Origin of the sequence: Streptomyces sp. NPDC101152 (assembly GCF_044768275.1) — a bacterium.
Classification (GTDB): domain Bacteria; phylum Actinomycetota; class Actinomycetes; order Streptomycetales; family Streptomycetaceae; genus Streptomyces.
Map to the genome: position 1 here is coordinate 252,735 of NZ_JBIWPO010000006.1, position 17,577 is coordinate 270,311.

The 17,577-nt window shown below is 70.6% G+C and carries 11 protein-coding genes; 9 read left to right on the forward strand and 2 right to left on the reverse strand.

Translation table 11 applies throughout. The annotated features are described in order from the left end of the window. Window positions 1-12: 12 nt before the first annotated feature. The 3 genes from ACIRVK_RS10905 (at window position 13) to ACIRVK_RS10915 (ending at window position 5,174) form a co-directional block, all read left to right on the forward strand. The gene (locus tag ACIRVK_RS10905; protein WP_404245382.1) at window positions 13-798 is read left to right on the forward strand and encodes a GntR family transcriptional regulator; all 786 of its coding nucleotides are present in this window, start codon (window positions 13-15) and stop codon (window positions 796-798) included. 116 nt (window positions 799-914) lie between these two features. Further along, entirely contained in the window at window positions 915-1,970 is a 1,056-nt protein-coding gene (gene galE, locus ACIRVK_RS10910) for a UDP-glucose 4-epimerase GalE (RefSeq protein WP_404245384.1), read from the forward strand. 138 nt (window positions 1,971-2,108) lie between these two features. Next, window positions 2,109-5,174: an EAL domain-containing protein gene (locus ACIRVK_RS10915; protein WP_404245386.1), complete on the forward strand. Its 3,066-nt coding sequence runs from the start codon at window positions 2,109-2,111 to the stop codon at window positions 5,172-5,174. On the opposite strand, the gene ACIRVK_RS10920 is transcribed toward ACIRVK_RS10915, so the two are convergent. Continuing rightward, complete coding sequence (locus ACIRVK_RS10920) at window positions 5,167-7,032, reverse strand: glycoside hydrolase family 15 protein (protein ID WP_404245388.1); 1,866 nt, start codon at window positions 7,030-7,032, stop codon at window positions 5,167-5,169. The genes ACIRVK_RS10915 and ACIRVK_RS10920 overlap by 8 nt on opposite strands. Next, complete coding sequence (rfbB, locus tag ACIRVK_RS10925) at window positions 7,029-8,066, reverse strand: dTDP-glucose 4,6-dehydratase (protein ID WP_404245390.1); 1,038 nt, start codon at window positions 8,064-8,066, stop codon at window positions 7,029-7,031. Before rfbB ends, ACIRVK_RS10920 begins: the two co-directional genes overlap by 4 nt. A 581-nt stretch (window positions 8,067-8,647) precedes the next feature. Here rfbB and ACIRVK_RS10930 point away from each other — a divergent pair. Genes ACIRVK_RS10930 through ACIRVK_RS10955 form a run of 6 tightly spaced genes read left to right on the forward strand, consistent with a single transcriptional unit; the run spans window position 8,648 to window position 17,572 of the window. Next, window positions 8,648-9,370 carry a glycosyltransferase gene (locus ACIRVK_RS10930; RefSeq protein WP_404245392.1) on the forward strand — a complete coding sequence of 241 codons (723 nt, stop codon included), beginning with the start codon at window positions 8,648-8,650 and terminating at the stop codon, window positions 9,368-9,370. A gap of 5 nt (window positions 9,371-9,375) precedes the next feature. Beyond that, entirely contained in the window at window positions 9,376-10,908 is a 1,533-nt protein-coding gene (locus ACIRVK_RS10935; protein ID WP_404245394.1) for a glycosyltransferase family 4 protein, read from the forward strand. Continuing rightward, complete coding sequence (locus ACIRVK_RS10940) at window positions 10,905-13,286, forward strand: lipopolysaccharide biosynthesis protein (protein ID WP_404245396.1); 2,382 nt, start codon at window positions 10,905-10,907, stop codon at window positions 13,284-13,286. Before ACIRVK_RS10935 ends, ACIRVK_RS10940 begins: the two co-directional genes overlap by 4 nt. Continuing rightward, window positions 13,283-15,172 (forward strand): glycosyltransferase, encoded by a 1,890-nt coding sequence (locus ACIRVK_RS10945; protein ID WP_404245397.1) that lies wholly within the window; start codon window positions 13,283-13,285, stop codon window positions 15,170-15,172. The genes ACIRVK_RS10940 and ACIRVK_RS10945 overlap by 4 nt, the downstream gene beginning before the upstream one ends. Next, complete coding sequence (locus tag ACIRVK_RS10950) at window positions 15,162-15,965, forward strand: PIG-L deacetylase family protein (RefSeq protein WP_404245399.1); 804 nt, start codon at window positions 15,162-15,164, stop codon at window positions 15,963-15,965. The genes ACIRVK_RS10945 and ACIRVK_RS10950 overlap by 11 nt, the downstream gene beginning before the upstream one ends. Next, a complete protein-coding gene (locus ACIRVK_RS10955; protein ID WP_404245401.1) occupies window positions 15,962-17,572 on the forward strand; it encodes an ArnT family glycosyltransferase in 1,611 nt (536 codons plus the stop codon). The genes ACIRVK_RS10950 and ACIRVK_RS10955 overlap by 4 nt, the downstream gene beginning before the upstream one ends. Window positions 17,573-17,577 lie beyond the last annotated feature (5 nt).

The following is a 17,577-nucleotide window of genomic DNA, read 5'->3' on the forward strand; positions in this document are numbered from 1 at the left end:
GGAGGTACGTCCATGGCGAAGACCCGTGGCGCGACCCGTGCCGCATCCGTCCCCGCGCTCGCATCCCTGGACTTCGCCCTGGACCGCGGCAGCCCCGTGCCGCTGTACTACCAGCTCGCGCAGCAGTTGGAGGCCGCGATCGAGCACGGGGCGCTCGCCCCGGGAGACCTCCTGGGCAACGAGATCGACCTGTCGACCCGCCTCGGCCTGTCCCGGCCCACCGTCCGCCAGGCCATCCAGTCCCTGGTCGACAAGGGGCTGCTGGTCCGGCGCCGCGGCGTCGGCACACAGGTCGTGCACAGCCAGGTCAAGCGCCCGCTGGAGCTCTCCAGCCTGTACGACGACCTGGAGGCGGCCGGCCAGGGCCCGACCACGCACGTGGTGCGCAACGAGCGGGCGCCGGCCTCCCCCGAGGTGGCCGCGGCGCTCGGCATCGCGGAGGGCAGCGAGGTGATCGTGCTGGAGCGGCTGCGGCTCACCCACGGCCAGCCGGTCGCCCTGCTGTGCAACTACCTCCCGGCCACCCTGCTCGACCTGGACAGCGATCGTCTGGAGTCGACGGGCCTGTACCGGATGATGCGCACCGCCGGCATCACCCTGCACAGCGCCCGCCAGACCATCGGCGCCCGCTCCGCCACCCCCGAGGAGGCCGAGCGCCTCGACGAGAAGGAGGGCGCCGCCCTGCTGACCATGCAGCGCACGGCGTACGACGACACGGGGCGGCCGGTGGAGTACGGGGCGCACATCTACCGGGCGTCGCGGTACTCGTTTGATTTCCAGTTGCTGGTCAGGGCGTGAGGAGAGGCTGCGGCCCGTGAGGCGTGGGCCATCGCGCTTGACGCGGGGTGGCCCCAGGTGGAAAAGTCGTACATATACGTCGTAAATGTACGATGCCGATGAGGGGCCGAGTGCCCATGAGCGCACCGTCAACAGTCCTGGTCACCGGTGGGGCCGGCTTCATCGGCAGTCACACCTGCGTCGACCTGCTGGACCACGGCTACGAGCTGATCGTCGTCGACGACTACTCCAACAGCACGCCACAGGTCTTCTCCCGGGTGGAACGGATCGCCGGCCGCTTCGTCGGCACCGTCTACGAACTGGACATCCGGGACCGGCACGCCTTGTCATCGGTCTTCGCCCGGCATTCCGTGGACGCGGTGGTCCACCTGGCCGCCGCCAAGTCCGCGAGCACCTCACTGAAGACGCCCGTCGAGTACTACGACACCAACGTCGGCGGCACGACCGCGCTGCTGCACACCATGCACGAGCACGGAGTGCACCAACTCGTCTTCTCCTCGTCCGCCGCGATCCACGGCGACGCCGGCCCGGCACCACTCGACGAGGCCACCCCCGCCCGGCCGGTCAGCCCGTACGCGGCCTCCAAGTGGATCTGCGAGCAGATCCTCGCCGACGTCTGCCGCCGCCGGCCCGAGTACACGGTGCTGTGCCTGCGCTACTGCAACCCGGCCGGCGCCCACCCCAGCGGTCTGCTAGGCGAGGACCCGTGCGGTGCACCGGACAACCTCGTGCCGTACGTGGCGCAGGTGGCGATCGGCCGACGGGACCGGCTCCGGGTGTTCGGCACCGACTACCCCACCCACGACGGGACGGCGGTCCGCGACTACACCCATGTCATGGACACCGTCGAGGCGCACCGTCTCGCACTCGACCACCTCGCCGACGCACCCGGTATGCACGTGTTCAACCTGGGCACGGGCAGAGGCAGCACGGTCCTCGACGTCGTCGCCGCCTTCTCCAGGGCATGCGGCGGCCCGCTCCCGTTCGAGGCCGCGCCCCGCCGCCCGGGCGACGTGGCCGAACGGGTGGCCGACCCGACCGCCGTGGCCCGCTCCTGGGGCTGGCGCGCCACGCGGGACCTCGACGACATATGCCGAGACGCCTGGCGGTTCCAGCAGCTCAACCCCCGCGGCTACGGCGGCTCCGCCCGGCGACCCGAGAAGAAGACCTGAGCCACCGGGCCATCCACGACGAGATGCGGCGGTATGATCCATATTGCTAAAATTGGCGGGCTCTGCCCGGTCAGCGTTGTTCGCGTCCGGGGTATGTCGGCCCGGAGGCGCTTGCCGATGTTGCGGACCCACCGGTTGATGACCGCGTATCTGGTCTTCGTGGTGGGTGTCGCCTGTGTCTCCCTGACCGTTGGCGCCGCGCATCTCCCGCTGGAGGCCCTCATGGGCCTGGCCAGCACCACGGCCGTCCTCACCGGCGTGCTCGTCCACCGGCCCGCCCACAGGTGGCCGTGGCTCGCGCTCGCCGCCGGGCTGCTGGTCTTCACCGCCGGTGACACGTACTACGACGTGCAGGAACAGTACTTCCGGTCCTCGGACCCCTCTCCCGCGGACGCCTGCTTCCTCGCCGTGTACCCGCTTTTCGCCGCGGGGCTGTTCGGCCTCGTGGCGTACCGCCGGCTCCATCGCGACCTGGCCAGTCTGCTGGATGCCCTGATCGTCACCGCCGGGCTGGGCCTGCCGGTCTGGATCTACCTGGTGCAGCCGGTCGCCGCGCTGGACGGGCTCAGTTGGCAGCAGCGCGCGATCAGCATCGCCTACCCACTGGGTGACCTCGTGCTGCTGGCCTTGGTGGCACGGCTGCTCGCCGCCGGCCCGAGGTCAGGCCACCACCGCACCCTTCAACTGCTCGGGCTGGGGACGGTCACGCTCCTGGGCTTCGACATCGCCTACGGGATTCTGCAGCTCAACGAGAGCCGGGCGCCCGACACACTGCTGGACGCCGGCTGGATCCTCTTCTACACGACCTGGGGGCTGGCCGCGCTCCACCCCTCGATGGCCCGGCTGACCGCCCCGGAACCCCGGCCGGAGTCCCTGCACCCGCCGTGGCGCAGGCTCGCGCTGCTCACCATGGCCACGCTGATCGCGCCCTGCATCCTGATCATCGAGGAGCGGACGGGCAGCGTGCGCCACGCGACCGTCCTGGCCACGTTCTCGACCGTGCTGTTCCTGCTGGTCATCCTCCGGCTCGCGGGGATGGTCGTCGCACACCGCAAGGCTGTGGCGCGCGAGCAGGCGCTGCGCGCGGCCACCGCATCCCTGGTGGGGGCCATGGCGCCGGCCGAGATCGCGCTGGCCTGCGACGCGGCGGTCACCGCCCTGATGGGGCCGGACGTGCCGCACCGGACCCTGCTCGTGCCGACCGCCAAGGCTCAGCACCTCCACGACCTCCTGGTGGATGCCGCCGCTCCCACGGATCAGCGCAACGATCCACAGGGCGGCTCCCTCCTGGCCCCCGCCGACCGGCTCGCTTCGGACATCGCCACCGGGCTCGGGACGCTGCCGAGTGCTCTGGTGTGCCGTGTCGGCCAGCTCGACCGCACGGCCGGCGACGACATCCCCAGCCTGCTGGTGGCGGCGGGACCGGAGCGCCGTCTCTCCGAGGTGCGCGGCTCCGTTGAGATCCTCGCCTCGCACGCGGGTCTGGCGGCGGACCGTATCGCGCTGCGCCGGGAGATCGTGCGGAAAGAGAGCGAGGCATACTTCCGCACCCTGGTCCGCAGCGCCTCGGACGTCATCCTGATCATCAACGACGACACGACCGTGCGCTACGCCAGCCCCTCCGCCGAAGCCGTCTTCGGCAGCGTCCCGCTGGCCGGTACCGCGCTGCGCGAGCTGGTGGATCCCCGGGACCACGGGCGGATGGACAGCACCCTGGCGGGGCTGGACGGCGACGCGCGGAAGGAGAACCACGACCACTGGCGGGTGCTGCGCGGGGGCGGCCACATCGAGGTGGAGGTGCGCTGCCGCGACCTGCGACGGGACGAGACCGTGGGCGGCCTGGTGGTCACTCTGCGGGACGTGACGGAACAGCGCCAGCTGGAGCAGGAGCTCACCCAACGGGCCTTCCACGACTCGGTCACCGGTCTGCCCAACCGGACCCTGCTGCTGGAGCGGACCGGCCGCGCCCTGCTGCGCGGACGACGCGAAGCGGCACTGACCTGTCTCCTCTTCATCGACCTGGACGACTTCAAGATCGTCAACGACACCCTGGGGCACCCGGCGGGCGACCGGCTCCTCAAGGCGGTGGGCGAGCGCCTGGAAGAGACGCTGCGTCGTACCGACACGGCCGCCCGGCTCGGCGGCGACGAGTTCGCGGTGCTGATGGAGGACGCCAAGCTGCCGTTGGACGCCGAACTGCTGGCCGCGCAGGTGATCCAGACCCTGAGCCGGCCCTTCCAGCTGTCCGGCGACAAGGTGAGCGTCTCCGCCAGCGTGGGCGTGGCCACCGCGCTCGACACCACGGACGCCCAGGAACTGCTCGCCCTCGCCGACCTGGCCCTGTACGCGGCCAAGGCCGCGGGCAAGCGCCAATGGCGCCGCTTCCGGCCCCAGCTGCGGACGCGCATGACGGAACGGCAGGATCTGCGGGTGCGGCTGGACGACGCGCTCGCCCGGGACGAGTTCGCACTGCTGTACCAGCCCGTAGTGGATTTCGTCGCGGGCCACGTCGTCGGCTTCGAGGCGCTGGCCCGCTGGCCGCACCACCGGCACGGGCCGGTACCGCCCGGCCAGTTCATCCCCCTCGCCGAGGAGACCGGCCGCATCACGCCGCTGGGCGCCTGGGTGCTGCACAGTGCCACCGCCGACATGGCCCGGCTGCAGAGCCAGGTACAGCGGTCGGCGCCGCCGTACGTCAGCGTGAACGTCTCCGGCCGTCAGTGGCGGGACGAGGGCTTCATCGGCGACGTCTCCCGGGCCCTGGGCACCCCGGGCCTGTTCCCGGGCTCCTTGCAACTGGAGCTCACCGAGTCGGTGCTCATGCGACGGGACGACCAGATCGACGGCATCATCCGGGATCTCAAGGGCCTCGGCGTGCGCATCGCCGTGGACGATTTCGGCACCGGTTTCTCCTCGCTGCGCTATCTGCGCGACTTCCCCCTGGACGTCCTCAAGATCGACAAGTCGTTCATCGACGACATTCCGCACGACGCCCGGCAGCTCAAACTGGTCGAGGGGATCCTCCGGCTCGCCGCCACGCTGGACGTGCAGGTGATCGCCGAGGGCATCGAGGCGCCGGAGCAGCGCGACCTGCTGGCCGCGATGGGCTGCCGGTACGGGCAGGGTTTTCTGTTCGCGCCGCCGATGACGCTGGACGAGGGGGCGGCCGTCCTGCGCGGCCGGGAAACGGGAGGAGTCACGTGAGCCGCCTCGACGGAGCACCGCGGCCGACCTCAGCCGCGCCGCTCTCACGCCGCCGGCCACGGGACTTCGCGAACGGTGCCGGTGACAGGGCGAACGCCGTCTCCACCAGAGCGGCGTGGCTGAACGCCGTCGGCGCGTTGCCCAATTGACGACCCTCGTCCGGGTCCCACTGCTCGGCGAGCAGACCGACGTCGTTGCGGACGGCGAGGAGGCGTTCGAAGGCCGCACGGGCCTGCAGCGGATGCCCGGTCGCTGCGAGGCACTGGGCGTACCACAGGGAGCACGACACGAACGCGCCCTCGGGACCGCGGACACCGTCCGCCCCGTGCACGGTGCCGCCGTCCGCGTCGTATCGCCGCACGAACCCCCCGTGCCCCAGCTGCCGCATGGCACGTACGGTGCCGCGCACCCGCTCGTCCGAGGCGGGCAGGAAGCCGAGCTTGGGAATCAGCAGTGCCGAGGCGTCGAGGACCGGCGAGCCGTAGGACTGCACGAAGGACCCCTGCCGCGCGTCCCACCCCTTGCGGCAGACGTCCCGGTGAACCTCCTCGCGCATGGCCCGCCACACACCCGAGGATCCGTTTCTGCCGAGCAGCGCCCCCATGCGCAGCGCACGGTCGGCAGCCACCCACACCATGACCTTGGAGTGCACGAACTGCCTCTGCCGACCCCGTACCTGCCACAGTCCCTGGTCCGGCCGGCGCCAGTGCCGCACGAGGTAGCCCATGAGGACTTCGACCAGGTCCCACACGTGAGCCGGCATGAGGATTCCGGCCCGGAGGGACAGCCAGAGCGTGTCCATGACCTCGCCGTACACGTCAAGCTGGAACTGACTCATCGCGGAGTTCCCGAACCGGACGGGCTGGGATCCCTCGTAGCCGGTCAGCCACGGCGCCTCGCTCTCCGTCAGCAGCCGTTGCCCCTCGACGCCGTACACCGTCTGCAGATGGTCGGGGTCACCCGCGATCGCCCGCACCAGCCAGTCCAGCCAGGCCGTGGCCTCCTCCCGGTAACCGCTGCGCAACAGGCACGACAGGGTCAGAGTGGAGTCGCGCAGCCAGCAGTACCGGTAGTCCCAGTTGCGCTCTCCCCCCACACGTCCGGGGAGTGAGGTGGTCGGTGCCGCGATGACGCCGCCCGTGGGTGCGTAGATGAGTGCCTTGAGGGTGATCAGGGAACGCACCACCGCGTCCCGCCACGGGCCCTCGTAGCGGCACTGGGCGCTCCAGCGCCGCCAGAAACCAGTGGTTTCCTTCAGCGCCGTCTCCGCCGGAACGGACAGCGGTGGCGGCGGCTCGGTCAGGTGCGACGGCGACCAGACGAGCGTCAGGGCCAGCCTCCGGCCTGCTGTGACCACGAAGTCGTGCAGCATGTCGCCCTCGTGGCCGGACACGTTCACCGGTCCGTCGGCGTGCAACCAGACGGCGTCCGGCCCGGCGACCGCGAAGATGCCGGATTCGGCGACCCGGACCCACGGCCGGACGCGGCCCTGGTGGAACCGCAGGCGCAGGTCGCTGCGCATCGGTACCGAACCCCACAGCCCCTCCACGACGCGGACCACGCACGGCGACTGCGTACGCGGCGGCATGAAGTCGATGACCCGCACAGCGCCGCCTGCGCTCCGCCACTCCGACTCCAGGACCAGCGTGTCCCCCCGGTACGTCCGACGGGTACAACCGCCTCCGGCGACGGGAGCCACCCGCCAGAATCCGTTGTCCCGCGTGCCCACGAGCGCGGCGAAACACGCCGGCGAGTCGAACCGGGGCAGGCACAGCCAGTCGATCGACCCGTCCCTGCCGACCATGGCGGCGGTCTCCAGGTCGCTGATCAGCGCGTAGTCCTCGATGGGTGCGTTCATGACGGGAGCCGCTCGTAGTCATTCGGGTCATTCGGGTCATTCGGTTCTCGGCAGGCCCGCGACAGCAGCGGCTCCCACCAGGATCGATGCGTCCGGTACCAGTCGACTGTCTCCGTGAGCCCGGCGAGCAGGTCCTTGCGTGGTGCGAAGGCGAACTCCGTCCGGATCTTCGTCGTGTCGACCGAGTAGCGGTGATCGCCCTTGCTCCGCCGGTGCTCGACGAAACGGACCATCCCCCGGTCGGCGCCACACACGTGCAGCAGCATGCCTGCCAGCTCGCGGTGGGAGACTTCGTTGCCGGCGCCGATGTTGTACACCTCGCCCGGGCGGCCTCCCGTGCGCACCAGTTCGATGCCGCGTACATGGTCGTCGACGTGGATCCAGTCGCGGACGTTCAGCCCGTTGCCGCACAGGGGCACCGGCCTGCCCTTCAGCACATGGGTGATGATCGACGGGACGACCTGCTCGGGGAACTGGTGGTGCCCGTAGTTGTTCGAGCACCGGGTCACCCGTACGTCGAGGCCGTACGTGCGGTGGTACGCCAGCGCGAGCAGGTCGGACGCCGCCTTGGAGGCGGAGTAGGGCGAGTTGGGCCGCAGGGGGTCGGTCTCGGGCCAGGAGCCCGCGCGTATGGATCCGTAGACCTCGACGGCGGAGATGTGGACGAAGGTGTGCAGGCCGTGACGCACGGCCGCGTCGAGCAGGGTCTGCGTACCCAGGACGTTCGTGCGGACGAACCCCCCGCCGCCCGGACGGGAGCGGTCGACGGGAGTCTCCGCGGCGAAGTGCACCACCTGGTCGTGCACGGCGACCAACGCGTCGACGACGTCCGGGTCACAGATGTCCCCACGGACGAAGGAGAAGCCCGGCGCGTGGCGGACGTCGTCCAGGTTGGCGGGGTTGCCGGCCCGAGTGAGCTTGTCGAGCACGGTCACCGAGACGTCCGGCGGGCCGTCCGGCCCCAGCACCGTGCGCGCGTAGTGCGAGCCGATGAAACCGGCTCCGCCGGTGACCAGGATGCGGGTCGGGGTCATGACGGGGGCCGCACCTTGCCGTGCGGTGGGGGCGGGTCTGGGATCAGGGTTCCCTTTCGCATCACGATCACCACCGGACTGAACCACTTAGTGTATATTTACTACGTATACGTACATGCTCCCCCCGCAAACGCCCCTCGTCAACCAAACTCCGGCACGCCTCGCCTTGACTTTGCGACACGATGAGCTGAAAGTGTACGTATACACCGTATCCTTCTCATGGAGACGGATTTCGACATGTATGTTCCTTCGGGTCGGCATCCGACCGCTGTTGCTCCCCACCCGCTCCGTCGCGCGACCGACTGGCCGCCACGCCCGTCGCCACACCCCGCAAGCGACCGCTCCCCACAGGACGTCGGCGGCCGGCGCCGCCGCTGCTCCGACAAGCTCGTGCCGACGGCGATCACCTGCCGCGGCCCGCGCAGCCGCCGTTCCATGCCGCACCGCCACCGGATCCACACATCCGTCTCGCGATCAGCCGGCCGACGTCGCGCACGGGACTCCGGGACACCCCCCTCGGGCCGCGACCCGGACCCGGCCGCCCCCGTCCGGCGGCACACACGGGAAGGCGGCGCCCGCTGATGGTCTTCGCACTCGTCCGCCCCGAGGTGGACCTGGAGCTGATCTTCCCGGCTCTCAACGAGGAGCGCCGCCTCCCGTCCACCATCGCGGCCACGGTCGACCACCTCTGCGAACGGCCCTGGAGCTCCGCCATCGTGGTCGTGGACAACAACAGCGCCGACGGCACGCATGACGTCGTGGAGCGTTTCGCCCACGCGCCCCTCCCCGTGTACGCCATCGGCTGTAGCGACCGGGGCAAGGGAGCTGCCGTCCGCCGGGGCATCGCCACCTCCTCCGCCCGATATGTGGGGTTCGCCGACGCCGATTGCGCCACCCCCATCGAGACGCTCGACCCCGTCATGGCACTGCTCGAGCAAGGTCACGCGGCGGTCATAGCTTCCCGGCGGGCTCCGGGCGCGTACTACGAGATCGAGCAGTCCACGCTGCGCCGCTGCGGCGGCTGGGTCTTCCGGCGGCTGGCCCGCATGTCCGTTCCCGACATCGCCGACACCCAGTGCGGCTTCAAGTTCTTCGACGGGCCTCTCATCCGCGAGGTGGTCGGAGCCTGCCATGTCGACGGGTTCGCCTTCGACGTGGAAATCCTCGCCCACCTGGCGCGCTGGGGACACCGAGTGACAGAAGTACCGGTCGCCTGGTGCGACGTCCCGGGATCGACGTTCTCCGCTCGCCGCGACGGGCTGCGCTCGATGGCCGACCTGATCAGGATCTCGATAGCGCGGTGACTGCCATGACTGCACTGAACGAGCTTGCCCGAGCCGACATACTCTTCCTGAACTGGCGCGATCCCTCCCACCCGCAGGCCGGCGGCGCAGAGACGTTCTGCTGGGAGACCGCCCGCCGTTTCAGCGAGGCGGCCGCCCATGTCACGGTGTTCACCGCCCGCCACCCGGGGTCCGCTCCTGAGTCGGTGTCCGACGGCATTCGGATCCTGCGCGACGGCGACACCTACGGCGTCTACGCGGCAGCCGCCCGGCATCTGCTGCGCCACCGGCACGCATACGACGCCGTCATCGACTGCCAGAACGGCATCCCGTTCTTCTCACCGCTGTTCACGCCGCGCTGGACCGCTGACGTGTGCGTCGTGCACCACGTCCACCAGAGCCAGTTCGACATGCTCCTGCCCCGGCCGCTGAACATCGTCGGCCGGCTCCTGGAGAAGCAGGTCAGCCGCCGCGTGTACCACGGACGGCCGGTCGTGGTGGTCTCCCCCTCCACCCTGGAGGGGATCCGGCGTGAACTGGGCTTCCGCAACCCGGCCTACGTCGTCCCCAACGGCAGCTCGCTCCCTGGCGCGTCCCAGGCACCGCACCCCGTGGGCGTTTCGCGCAGCCGGACGCCGACCATCGCGGTCGTCAGCAGGCTCGTCCCGCAAAAGCGTCTGGACCTGCTGGTCCACGCCATGCCGGCGCTGATGCACAAGATGCCCGGAATACGGCTCGACATAGCTGGGGACGGCGGTGAACTGGGCCGCCTGCACGACCTCGCGAGGCAGATCGGTGTCTCGAACGCGGTCGCGTTCCACGGCCGGGTCAGTGACCCGCGCAAGTGGGAGCTGCTCGCCCAGGCATGGCTCACCGTCGTCCCGTCCGTCGCCGAGGGCTGGGGTCTCACCGTCATCGAGGCCAATGCGGTCGGTACTCCCGCTGTCGTCTTCGACGTGCCCGGGTTGCGCGATGCCGTCCGGCCCGGCCGCACCGGATGGCTTCTGCCGCCCGACTCGGACCTGGCCGGCGGGATCGCCGACGCGTTGGCAGAGCTCACCGATCCGGCCGCGCGGGAACGGGTGGCGGTCCGATGCCGGTCCTGGGCCGCGACCTTCTCCTGGGACGACACCGCGGAGCGGCTTGCGGCGGTGGTCCTGGAGGAGATGGCGCGGACCCGGCGCCATCGGCGCTCGCGCCGCAGGCCGAGCGATCTCTCCGTCATCGGCAGTTTCCAGGTGACGGACGCCAACGCGATGGAACAGGTCCTGAGGAACGCCCTGCGACTGACCGACGCCTGGAACCGGTGCGGCGACACCTTCCGCGTGCTCCTGCACGGCTGCGACGAGGTTCGCGCCGCGAGGGCCCTGCGCCGTCTGGGCGTCAGGCCCAGCGAACTCACCCTGGCTAGCCGCCAGGACGTCCTGGTGGGGACCACCGGGACCGCGCCCGCAGAACCGGCGACCGGCGAGAACGCGCCCGAACCGCCGGGCGAACCCGGACTGCTCCCCGCCGGCCTCGGCAGCCCCCAGAGCGAAAGCGACCGCACCACACCATGACCTCCATACGCATCTCCGCCCCCCGAACCGTGCGACCGGACGATGTCACGGCCGTGCAGGGAGCCCGCTGGGTCACTGCCGCGTGGCTGACCATCGGAGCCCTCAACTACGGGTACGCCCTGCTGCTGACACGGTTGCTGAACGTGGACGACTTCGCGACCTTCGCCGCGGGACAGGGACTGGTACTGTGCGCGGCGACCATCGCTCTCGTCGCCATCCCCTGGGTTCTGGCCCAGGCCCTGGCACGCGCGCGTTCACAGTCCGACCGCGGTGACGCCGTGAGGTTCGCCGTGGTGATCGCCGTGACCGGCGGCGTACTGGCCGGCGGGACGGTCGCCCTGGTGGCCACGCGATTCGCCGGCGCCGCGACGGTCGCCGCGCTCGGCATCGTCACTCTGCTCATCTACATCACGCGGGTCAGCGGCGGCTGGCTCCAGGGCACCGAGCGGATGCGGACCCTGGCAGGCGTCCTCACCGGTGAGGCGGCTCTGAAGGTCGTCGTCGGCCTGTTCCTCGTCTCGGTGCTCGGGCTCGGCGCCACCGGCGCCCTGGCGGCGTTCGGAATCGCGTCGGTCCCCCTCCTCATCTGGTGGCCCTACCGGATGACGCGCGGAGGCGGACGGTGGGCTCAGGCACGGGCGAACCGCGACCTGTGGCGCCGTGCGGTCGAACTGGGCACCGTGCAGAGCCTGGTGGCGCTGATGGCCACCGTCGACCTGGTCCTGGTCACCCTGCTTCGGGCCGACGCGGCGGCGACCGCGAGCTACCAGGCGAGCGTGATGATGGGCCGGGCGCCGCTCTTCCTGGCCAGCGCCATCTCGGTGGCCTTCTTCCCCGCCCTGTCCCGTCGCCGTATGGGAACACCGCTGGCCGCGAGCGCCATGCGGATGTACCTCATCGTCGCCCTCCCGCTCACGGCCGTCTACGCCACCACACCGCATGAGGTGCTCGACGTCATCTTCCCGGCGAACTACGGCATGCTCGGCAGGCTCGTCATGTTCACCGCGGTGTCGGGGTTCGCCATCGGCGGTATCAACCTCGTCTCCACCTTCTTCCAGGCGGTCAACGACCAGTCCTGCCAGCTTCGGCAGGCCGTCGGAGTGCTGCTCTTCGTCGCGGGTCTACTGGCGGGCTGGCACGTCGCGGGAGTACTCGGACTGGCGATCGGCGGCTGCTGCGGCGCCGTGGCGGCGCTGCTCCTGCTGGTCCATCTGCTGGTACGCAGGCAGGGATTCCACGTGTTCGCGCACCTGCCGCTGGTCGAGCCGCTCGCCATCACGTGCCTGCTCGTGGCACTGCGTCCGGTTCCCGCGGCGTGGCTGGTCGCCGCGACGGCCACCGGCATCCTGGCCGCCGTCCGATTCCTGCGCCACCGGGCGACGGCCGACGCGCGCGGAGACCCGGCGAGCACGAGCGGCGACCGAGACCCCGGTGAGGACAGCGGCCAACGCCACGGTGCCGTGCGCCCCGGTGGGGACACCGCTCCCGCCCGGCTTCTCCTCGATGCCGTGTGGCGTCATGACGTCCAGCCGGCCGGCGACGACGAACTGCGCCGCGCGCTGGCTGCCGCCCGGGACACCAACACGCAAGCCCTGCTCGCCCACTGTTATCCAGAGCAACTGGCCGAGACCGTGGCCGAGGTCGCGGAGCGCGAGGCGGCCTTCCGCAGCAATGCCCACGACGCGACGGAGCGGCTGTTGGCCGCGGGAATCCCGAGTGTCCTGATCAAGGCGGACGAGCCGGGCGAGCACGTGGGCGGCGACTTCGATCTGGTGGTCCCCGACGGCCAGTGGGCGGCGGCGGCCACGAAGCTGTCCCCCTGGTGCGTTCGCCGCGAGCGGTACTGGCTGGAGCGTTCCACGAAGGTGCTGCTGTGGCCGCCGAGCGGGCCGGCCGTTCACCTGCACGCGTCCGTGTCGTGGTTCGGCGTCCCGGTGATGTCCAACGGCCGGCTGTTCGCCCGCGCGGTGGCCGCGGACGACCGTCCGTGGCTGGAGCCCTGCCCGGCCGACCGGCTGCGCATCTGGCTGGCCCACGCGCTCTTCCAGAACCTGTCCTTCGAGTTGTCGGAGCTCCTCGCGATCAGGCCACTCCTGCGGCCGGACGTGATGGCCGAGGCACGACGGGAGTCGGCCCGGGAAGGCTGGGGGACCGCCCACAGCCAGGCCCTGGCCACCGCCGCGGAGGCCATCGGACGGCTCGACCGGGGTGAGTTCATCGCCCTGCCCGTGGGCCTTCCGGCCAAGGTCTCGCTTCACGTGGCGGTGGAGCACACGCCCCGTCTGCTGCGCGAGGGACGCATCAAAGGGGCCGTACGACAGGCCGCGCTCAGGGTCCCGCTGTGCGTCGCCAAGAGCCGGAAGGCGGGTACCTCATGACCAGTTCACGGCACGCCTCACCCGCCCCGCACCGCCGTCTCGCACCGGGCATCCTGGCCAGACGGCACGAGCGCCCGCGAACCTCGGACCGGCTGCTGGTAGCGGTGTCCGGCCCCGACGATTCCGGTAAGACCACTCTGGTGGGCCACGTCGTGACGACCCTGCGGCAACGGGGCTGCACGGTCACGAGGACCTACTGCTACGGCTGCGTGATATGCCGCCGTTTCCCCGGCCGTCCCCGGTCCGGACGCCCCACGGGCCCATCGTCACGGCCGGGAACCTGGTTCGACGCCGTCCATGCCCGCGTCGACGCGTCCGAGATCGCCCTGCGGTTGGCCGCCGCGCGGGTGCGGGCCGCGGTACGCGGCCTGGCACTCCGCCGCCCGGGCGTCATCCTCACCGACCGGGGACCACTCGACTCCCTGGCCAAGTTCGACCCCCCCGCGGGTTCCCGGACCGCCGCGCTCTTTTGCCGCCTGGCCGGTGCGTACGACCTGACACTGCTCCTCGAAAGCCACGCCGACGAGCCGACCGGCGAAGCCGTGGACGACGGGAAGGACCCAGGACGGCACTGGCAGGAACGCTACCGCCGCTGGGCGCACTCCTCGGGCGACGTGGTCGGCCTCGACGCGCTCGCCACCTCGCCCTCTCGTGCCGCGAACTCCGCCTTCCGGCTCATGGCGGCACGCGGGAACGCGTTGCGCGAAGAGCAGCCCCGCGCCGACGCCTCAGACGCACAAGGAACGCCCTCGCGGGAGCGGGTCGTCATCTCGGCCTTCGACAACACCCACAACACCGACTACCGCGGCGGCGGATCGGCCGTGGTGGACCATGTGGCACGGCGCCTGGCCCAGGAGTTCGACGTCACCGTCGTCACCGCGGCCCGTCACGGCGGAACACAGGTGCGCGACGGACTGCGGTACCACTTCGTACCCGTGTGCTGGGCCGGTCCGCGGGCCGCCCAACTGCTGTTCCAGGCGGCGCTTCCTCTCGTCGCCCGGAAGATTCCGCACGACGTGTGGCTGGAGAACTTCACTCCCCCGTTCACGACGGGTCTGCTGCCGCTCTTCGCCAAGAAACCCGTCATCGGGATCAACCAGTGCCGATGCAGCGAGGCCACCTGGCGGAAGTACCACATCCCCGCCTTCCCCGTCGAACACCGTGCCCTGCGCAACTACCGGGACCTGGTCGTCCTCAACCAGGCGGACGCCGTCGACGCTCGCCGCCACAGCCCCAGGGCGGCGGTACATCTCATCGAGAACGGTGTGGACCAGCGACACGTCGAGGAGGGCGAGTTCGGCAGCGGCGGGCACATCCTCTGCCTGGGCCGCATCGACGTGAAGCTCAAGGGCCTCGACCTGCTGCTGGCGGCGTACGAGGCGGCTTCCCCGGCCCTGCCGCTGTACATCGCCGGACACGGCACACCGGCCGAGGAGCACAAAGTGCAGTCGCTGCTCGCCCGAACGGGCGGGAACGTCCACTGGCTCGGCTTCGCCGCCTCGGAACGCAAAGAGCAACTGCTCTCAGAAAGCGCGTTCTTGGTCATGCCCTCGCGCAGTGAGGCGTTCGGCCTCGTGGCACTCGAGAGCATGGCCCACGGCAAGCCGGTGATCCACTTCGATCTGCCGTCCACGGCCTGGATGGAGGGCAAGGGCAACGTCGCCGTGCCCCCCTTCGACGTCGACCGGATGGCCAAGGAGATCGGCCGGCTCACCGCCGACCCGGACCTCCGCCGAGCTCTGGGCCGCCAGGCGTATCTGGCGGCACAGCGCTACACCTGGACCGCGATGACCGACCGGTATCTGAGCACGGTGCGGACCGTGCTCGCGTCCAGCGCCGCGACCCCCGGACACTCGACGCGGAAGGAGATCGTCAGTGACTCCTGACCCCCTCAACACCGCCGTACAGCGTGGCGTTCCCCTGGTGGTGCTCTCACCCCACCTCGACGACGCGGTGCTGTCCTGCGGAGCGCTGATGGCCCATGCCCGGCAGCACGTACCCGTCACCGTCGTCACGTTGTTCACCACCGGCGCCCCGCCGCCGTACACGCTGTCCGCACGCCGTTGCCTGCACCGTGCAGGGATGCGTGACGCCGAGGAACTCTACGCTGCACGCCGCGCCGAGGACGAGGAGGTGCTCACGGAAATGGGCGTCACCTGGCGACACGCGGGGCTCACCGACGGGCTGTTCCGCCGCAAGACACCGGCCGGCCACCGTACGAGCCGCCTGCTGCCCGAACGGCAGCACGTCTATCCCACATACCGCAGGCATCTCGCCGCCGGACGCGTCTCCCCCCACGACATCGATGTGCTGCGGGCGATCACCCGCGCCCTGCGGGCGCTCGATGTCCCGGTCGCGTCGGACGGGACCGGGCCGCTGATGCTGGCGCCGCTCGCCGTCGGCGGGCATGCCGACCACCTGCTGGTCAGGACGGCGGCCGAAGTGAGCCGCCGGCCCCGCGTCGTGTACTACAGCGACTTCCCCTACGATCAGAGGGAGGCCGTCGACAGCGATTTCGCACGGCGCCACAACCTCCGCGGAGAGGTCACCTGGACCCAGGGCCTGGATGCCAAGACCGATTCGGTCCTCGGCTACCGCACGCAGGCCCGAGCCATGTTTCCCGGCGGCCACGTGCCGCTCACCCCTGAGTTCTACCTCTTCTCCGAGGACTCCTCATGACCACCGTCGAAGCACGACGCGTGCGGACGACGCCGCGGCAGGCGCGCCGTACGGTGCCGACGACTGTCCTGGCGGCGGGCATCTTCCTGCTGACCGCGGCCCTGCGGCTGGTGAACGTGGGCCGTTCCGCGGACCTCTTCATCGACGAGCTGATCTACCGGCAACTCGGCGTCAGTGCCGCGCAGGGTGGTTTCCCCAGCACCTCCGAAGGCCTGTTCTTCCTTCACCCCCCTGGCTACTTCTACGTGGAGGCGGGCTGGGAAAAGCTCATCGGCATCAGCCCCGACGTCGTCACAGGCGTGTACCAGGCCCGGTTGGTGAACGTCTTCCTCGGGGCCGTGACGGCGGTCCTCGTGCTGCTGCTGGTCAGCAGGGCCGGTTCCCGCACCGCCGGTGTCGTGGCCGCCCTGCTGTTCGCCCTGGACCCGTACATCATCCGGCAGAACGACCGGGTGATGCTGGACACCCAGACCGTGATGTTCGTACTGGCCGGATACCTGGTGCTGCTGCTCCTGGCCCGCGAGCCGCTGCCAGGCAGAAAGCATCTCACGGCCGCGGCGGCCGGTCTTCTCTTCGGGCTGGCACTGCTGACGAAGGACCACTCGGCGCTCATCACCGTGCTGCCGCTGCTCCTCGCGCTGATCCTCGGCTGGGGACCTCCACGACGGCTGCTGCTCACCACGCTGGGGACCGCCGTCGCGCCGTACGGACTGTATGTGGGCCTCGTCTGCCTTTACGGCCACGTGACCCCGTTCTGGTACGACAAGAGCCACGGTGCCGCCCGCCTGATCGGGATCGTCCAGGAATCCGGGTTCCACGCCGCCGGAACTCCGTCACTGACCAGCCGGCTCGTCGACCAGGTGACGACGTTCGCCTCCACCTACGCGCTCCTGCTGCTCGGCCCGGTCGCTCTGGTGATCCTGCTGCGCCGCAAGGACCCCGTGCTCAGGATGCTGGCTCTGTTCCACCTGTGCGCCGGACTCACCCTGGCCTTCGCGCTCGCCCACGGGACGCTGGAGGAGCAGGCGCTCTATCTGCTCATCGTGCCCACCGTGGTGGTGCTGGGCGCCGCACTCGGCGTGGGGATCGAGCACTTCCGGCAGCGCGACGGCCGCCGACTGCCGCGCCGCGTCCTGGTCGTGGCCCTCGCCGGCTTCCTCGCCGCCACCGTCGCCTTCTCGGGAATGTCCTACGCCAAGGTGCACACCGGACGCGACGACGGGTACGCCCGCTTGCGCGACTACATGGACAAGCACGTTCCCGTGGGCAGCGCGGTCATCGCGGCCGACGGCGGAGCCAGCGGCGGTATCTCGTCCTGGGCACTACGGGACAGGTACGTCATGGGCGACTGGGTCACGCCGGAGGCCAGGACCCGGGCGTACGCCCGTTATCTGGTCGTCCCCTGGAAGGTGATCGATCAGGGCTACGGCACGATGGACGCCCGCACGGCCCGGCGCCTCGCGGCCGAGGGCCACCTGGTGTTCGCCTTCCACGGACGCTCCTACGGGACGCTCGCGCTGTACAAGCTGCCGCTGCCCGACAAGAACTACCTCAGGTTCCGCGATGCGGCCCATGGTCTGCGGACAGGGGCCGACCATGGTCCGTGACCGCC

Bases quoted from the DNA above. Each gene is read 5' to 3' on its own strand.
- ACIRVK_RS10955 (WP_404245401.1), top strand. From the start codon at position 15,962: ATGACCACCGTCGAAGCACGACGCGTGCGGACGACGCCGCGGCAGGCG.
- galE (WP_404245384.1), top strand. From the start codon at position 915: ATGAGCGCACCGTCAACAGTCCTGGTCACCGGTGGGGCCGGCTTCATC.
- ACIRVK_RS10940 (WP_404245396.1), top strand. From the start codon at position 10,905: ATGACCTCCATACGCATCTCCGCCCCCCGAACCGTGCGACCGGACGAT.
- ACIRVK_RS10915 (WP_404245386.1), top strand. From the start codon at position 2,109: ATGACCGCGTATCTGGTCTTCGTGGTGGGTGTCGCCTGTGTCTCCCTG.
- ACIRVK_RS10920 (WP_404245388.1), bottom strand. From the start codon at position 7,032: ATGAACGCACCCATCGAGGACTACGCGCTGATCAGCGACCTGGAGACC.
- ACIRVK_RS10930 (WP_404245392.1), top strand. From the start codon at position 8,648: ATGGTCTTCGCACTCGTCCGCCCCGAGGTGGACCTGGAGCTGATCTTC.
- ACIRVK_RS10935 (WP_404245394.1), top strand. From the start codon at position 9,376: ATGACTGCACTGAACGAGCTTGCCCGAGCCGACATACTCTTCCTGAAC.
- ACIRVK_RS10905 (WP_404245382.1), top strand. From the start codon at position 13: ATGGCGAAGACCCGTGGCGCGACCCGTGCCGCATCCGTCCCCGCGCTC.
- rfbB (WP_404245390.1), bottom strand. From the start codon at position 8,066: ATGACCCCGACCCGCATCCTGGTCACCGGCGGAGCCGGTTTCATCGGC.
- ACIRVK_RS10945 (WP_404245397.1), top strand. From the start codon at position 13,283: ATGACCAGTTCACGGCACGCCTCACCCGCCCCGCACCGCCGTCTCGCA.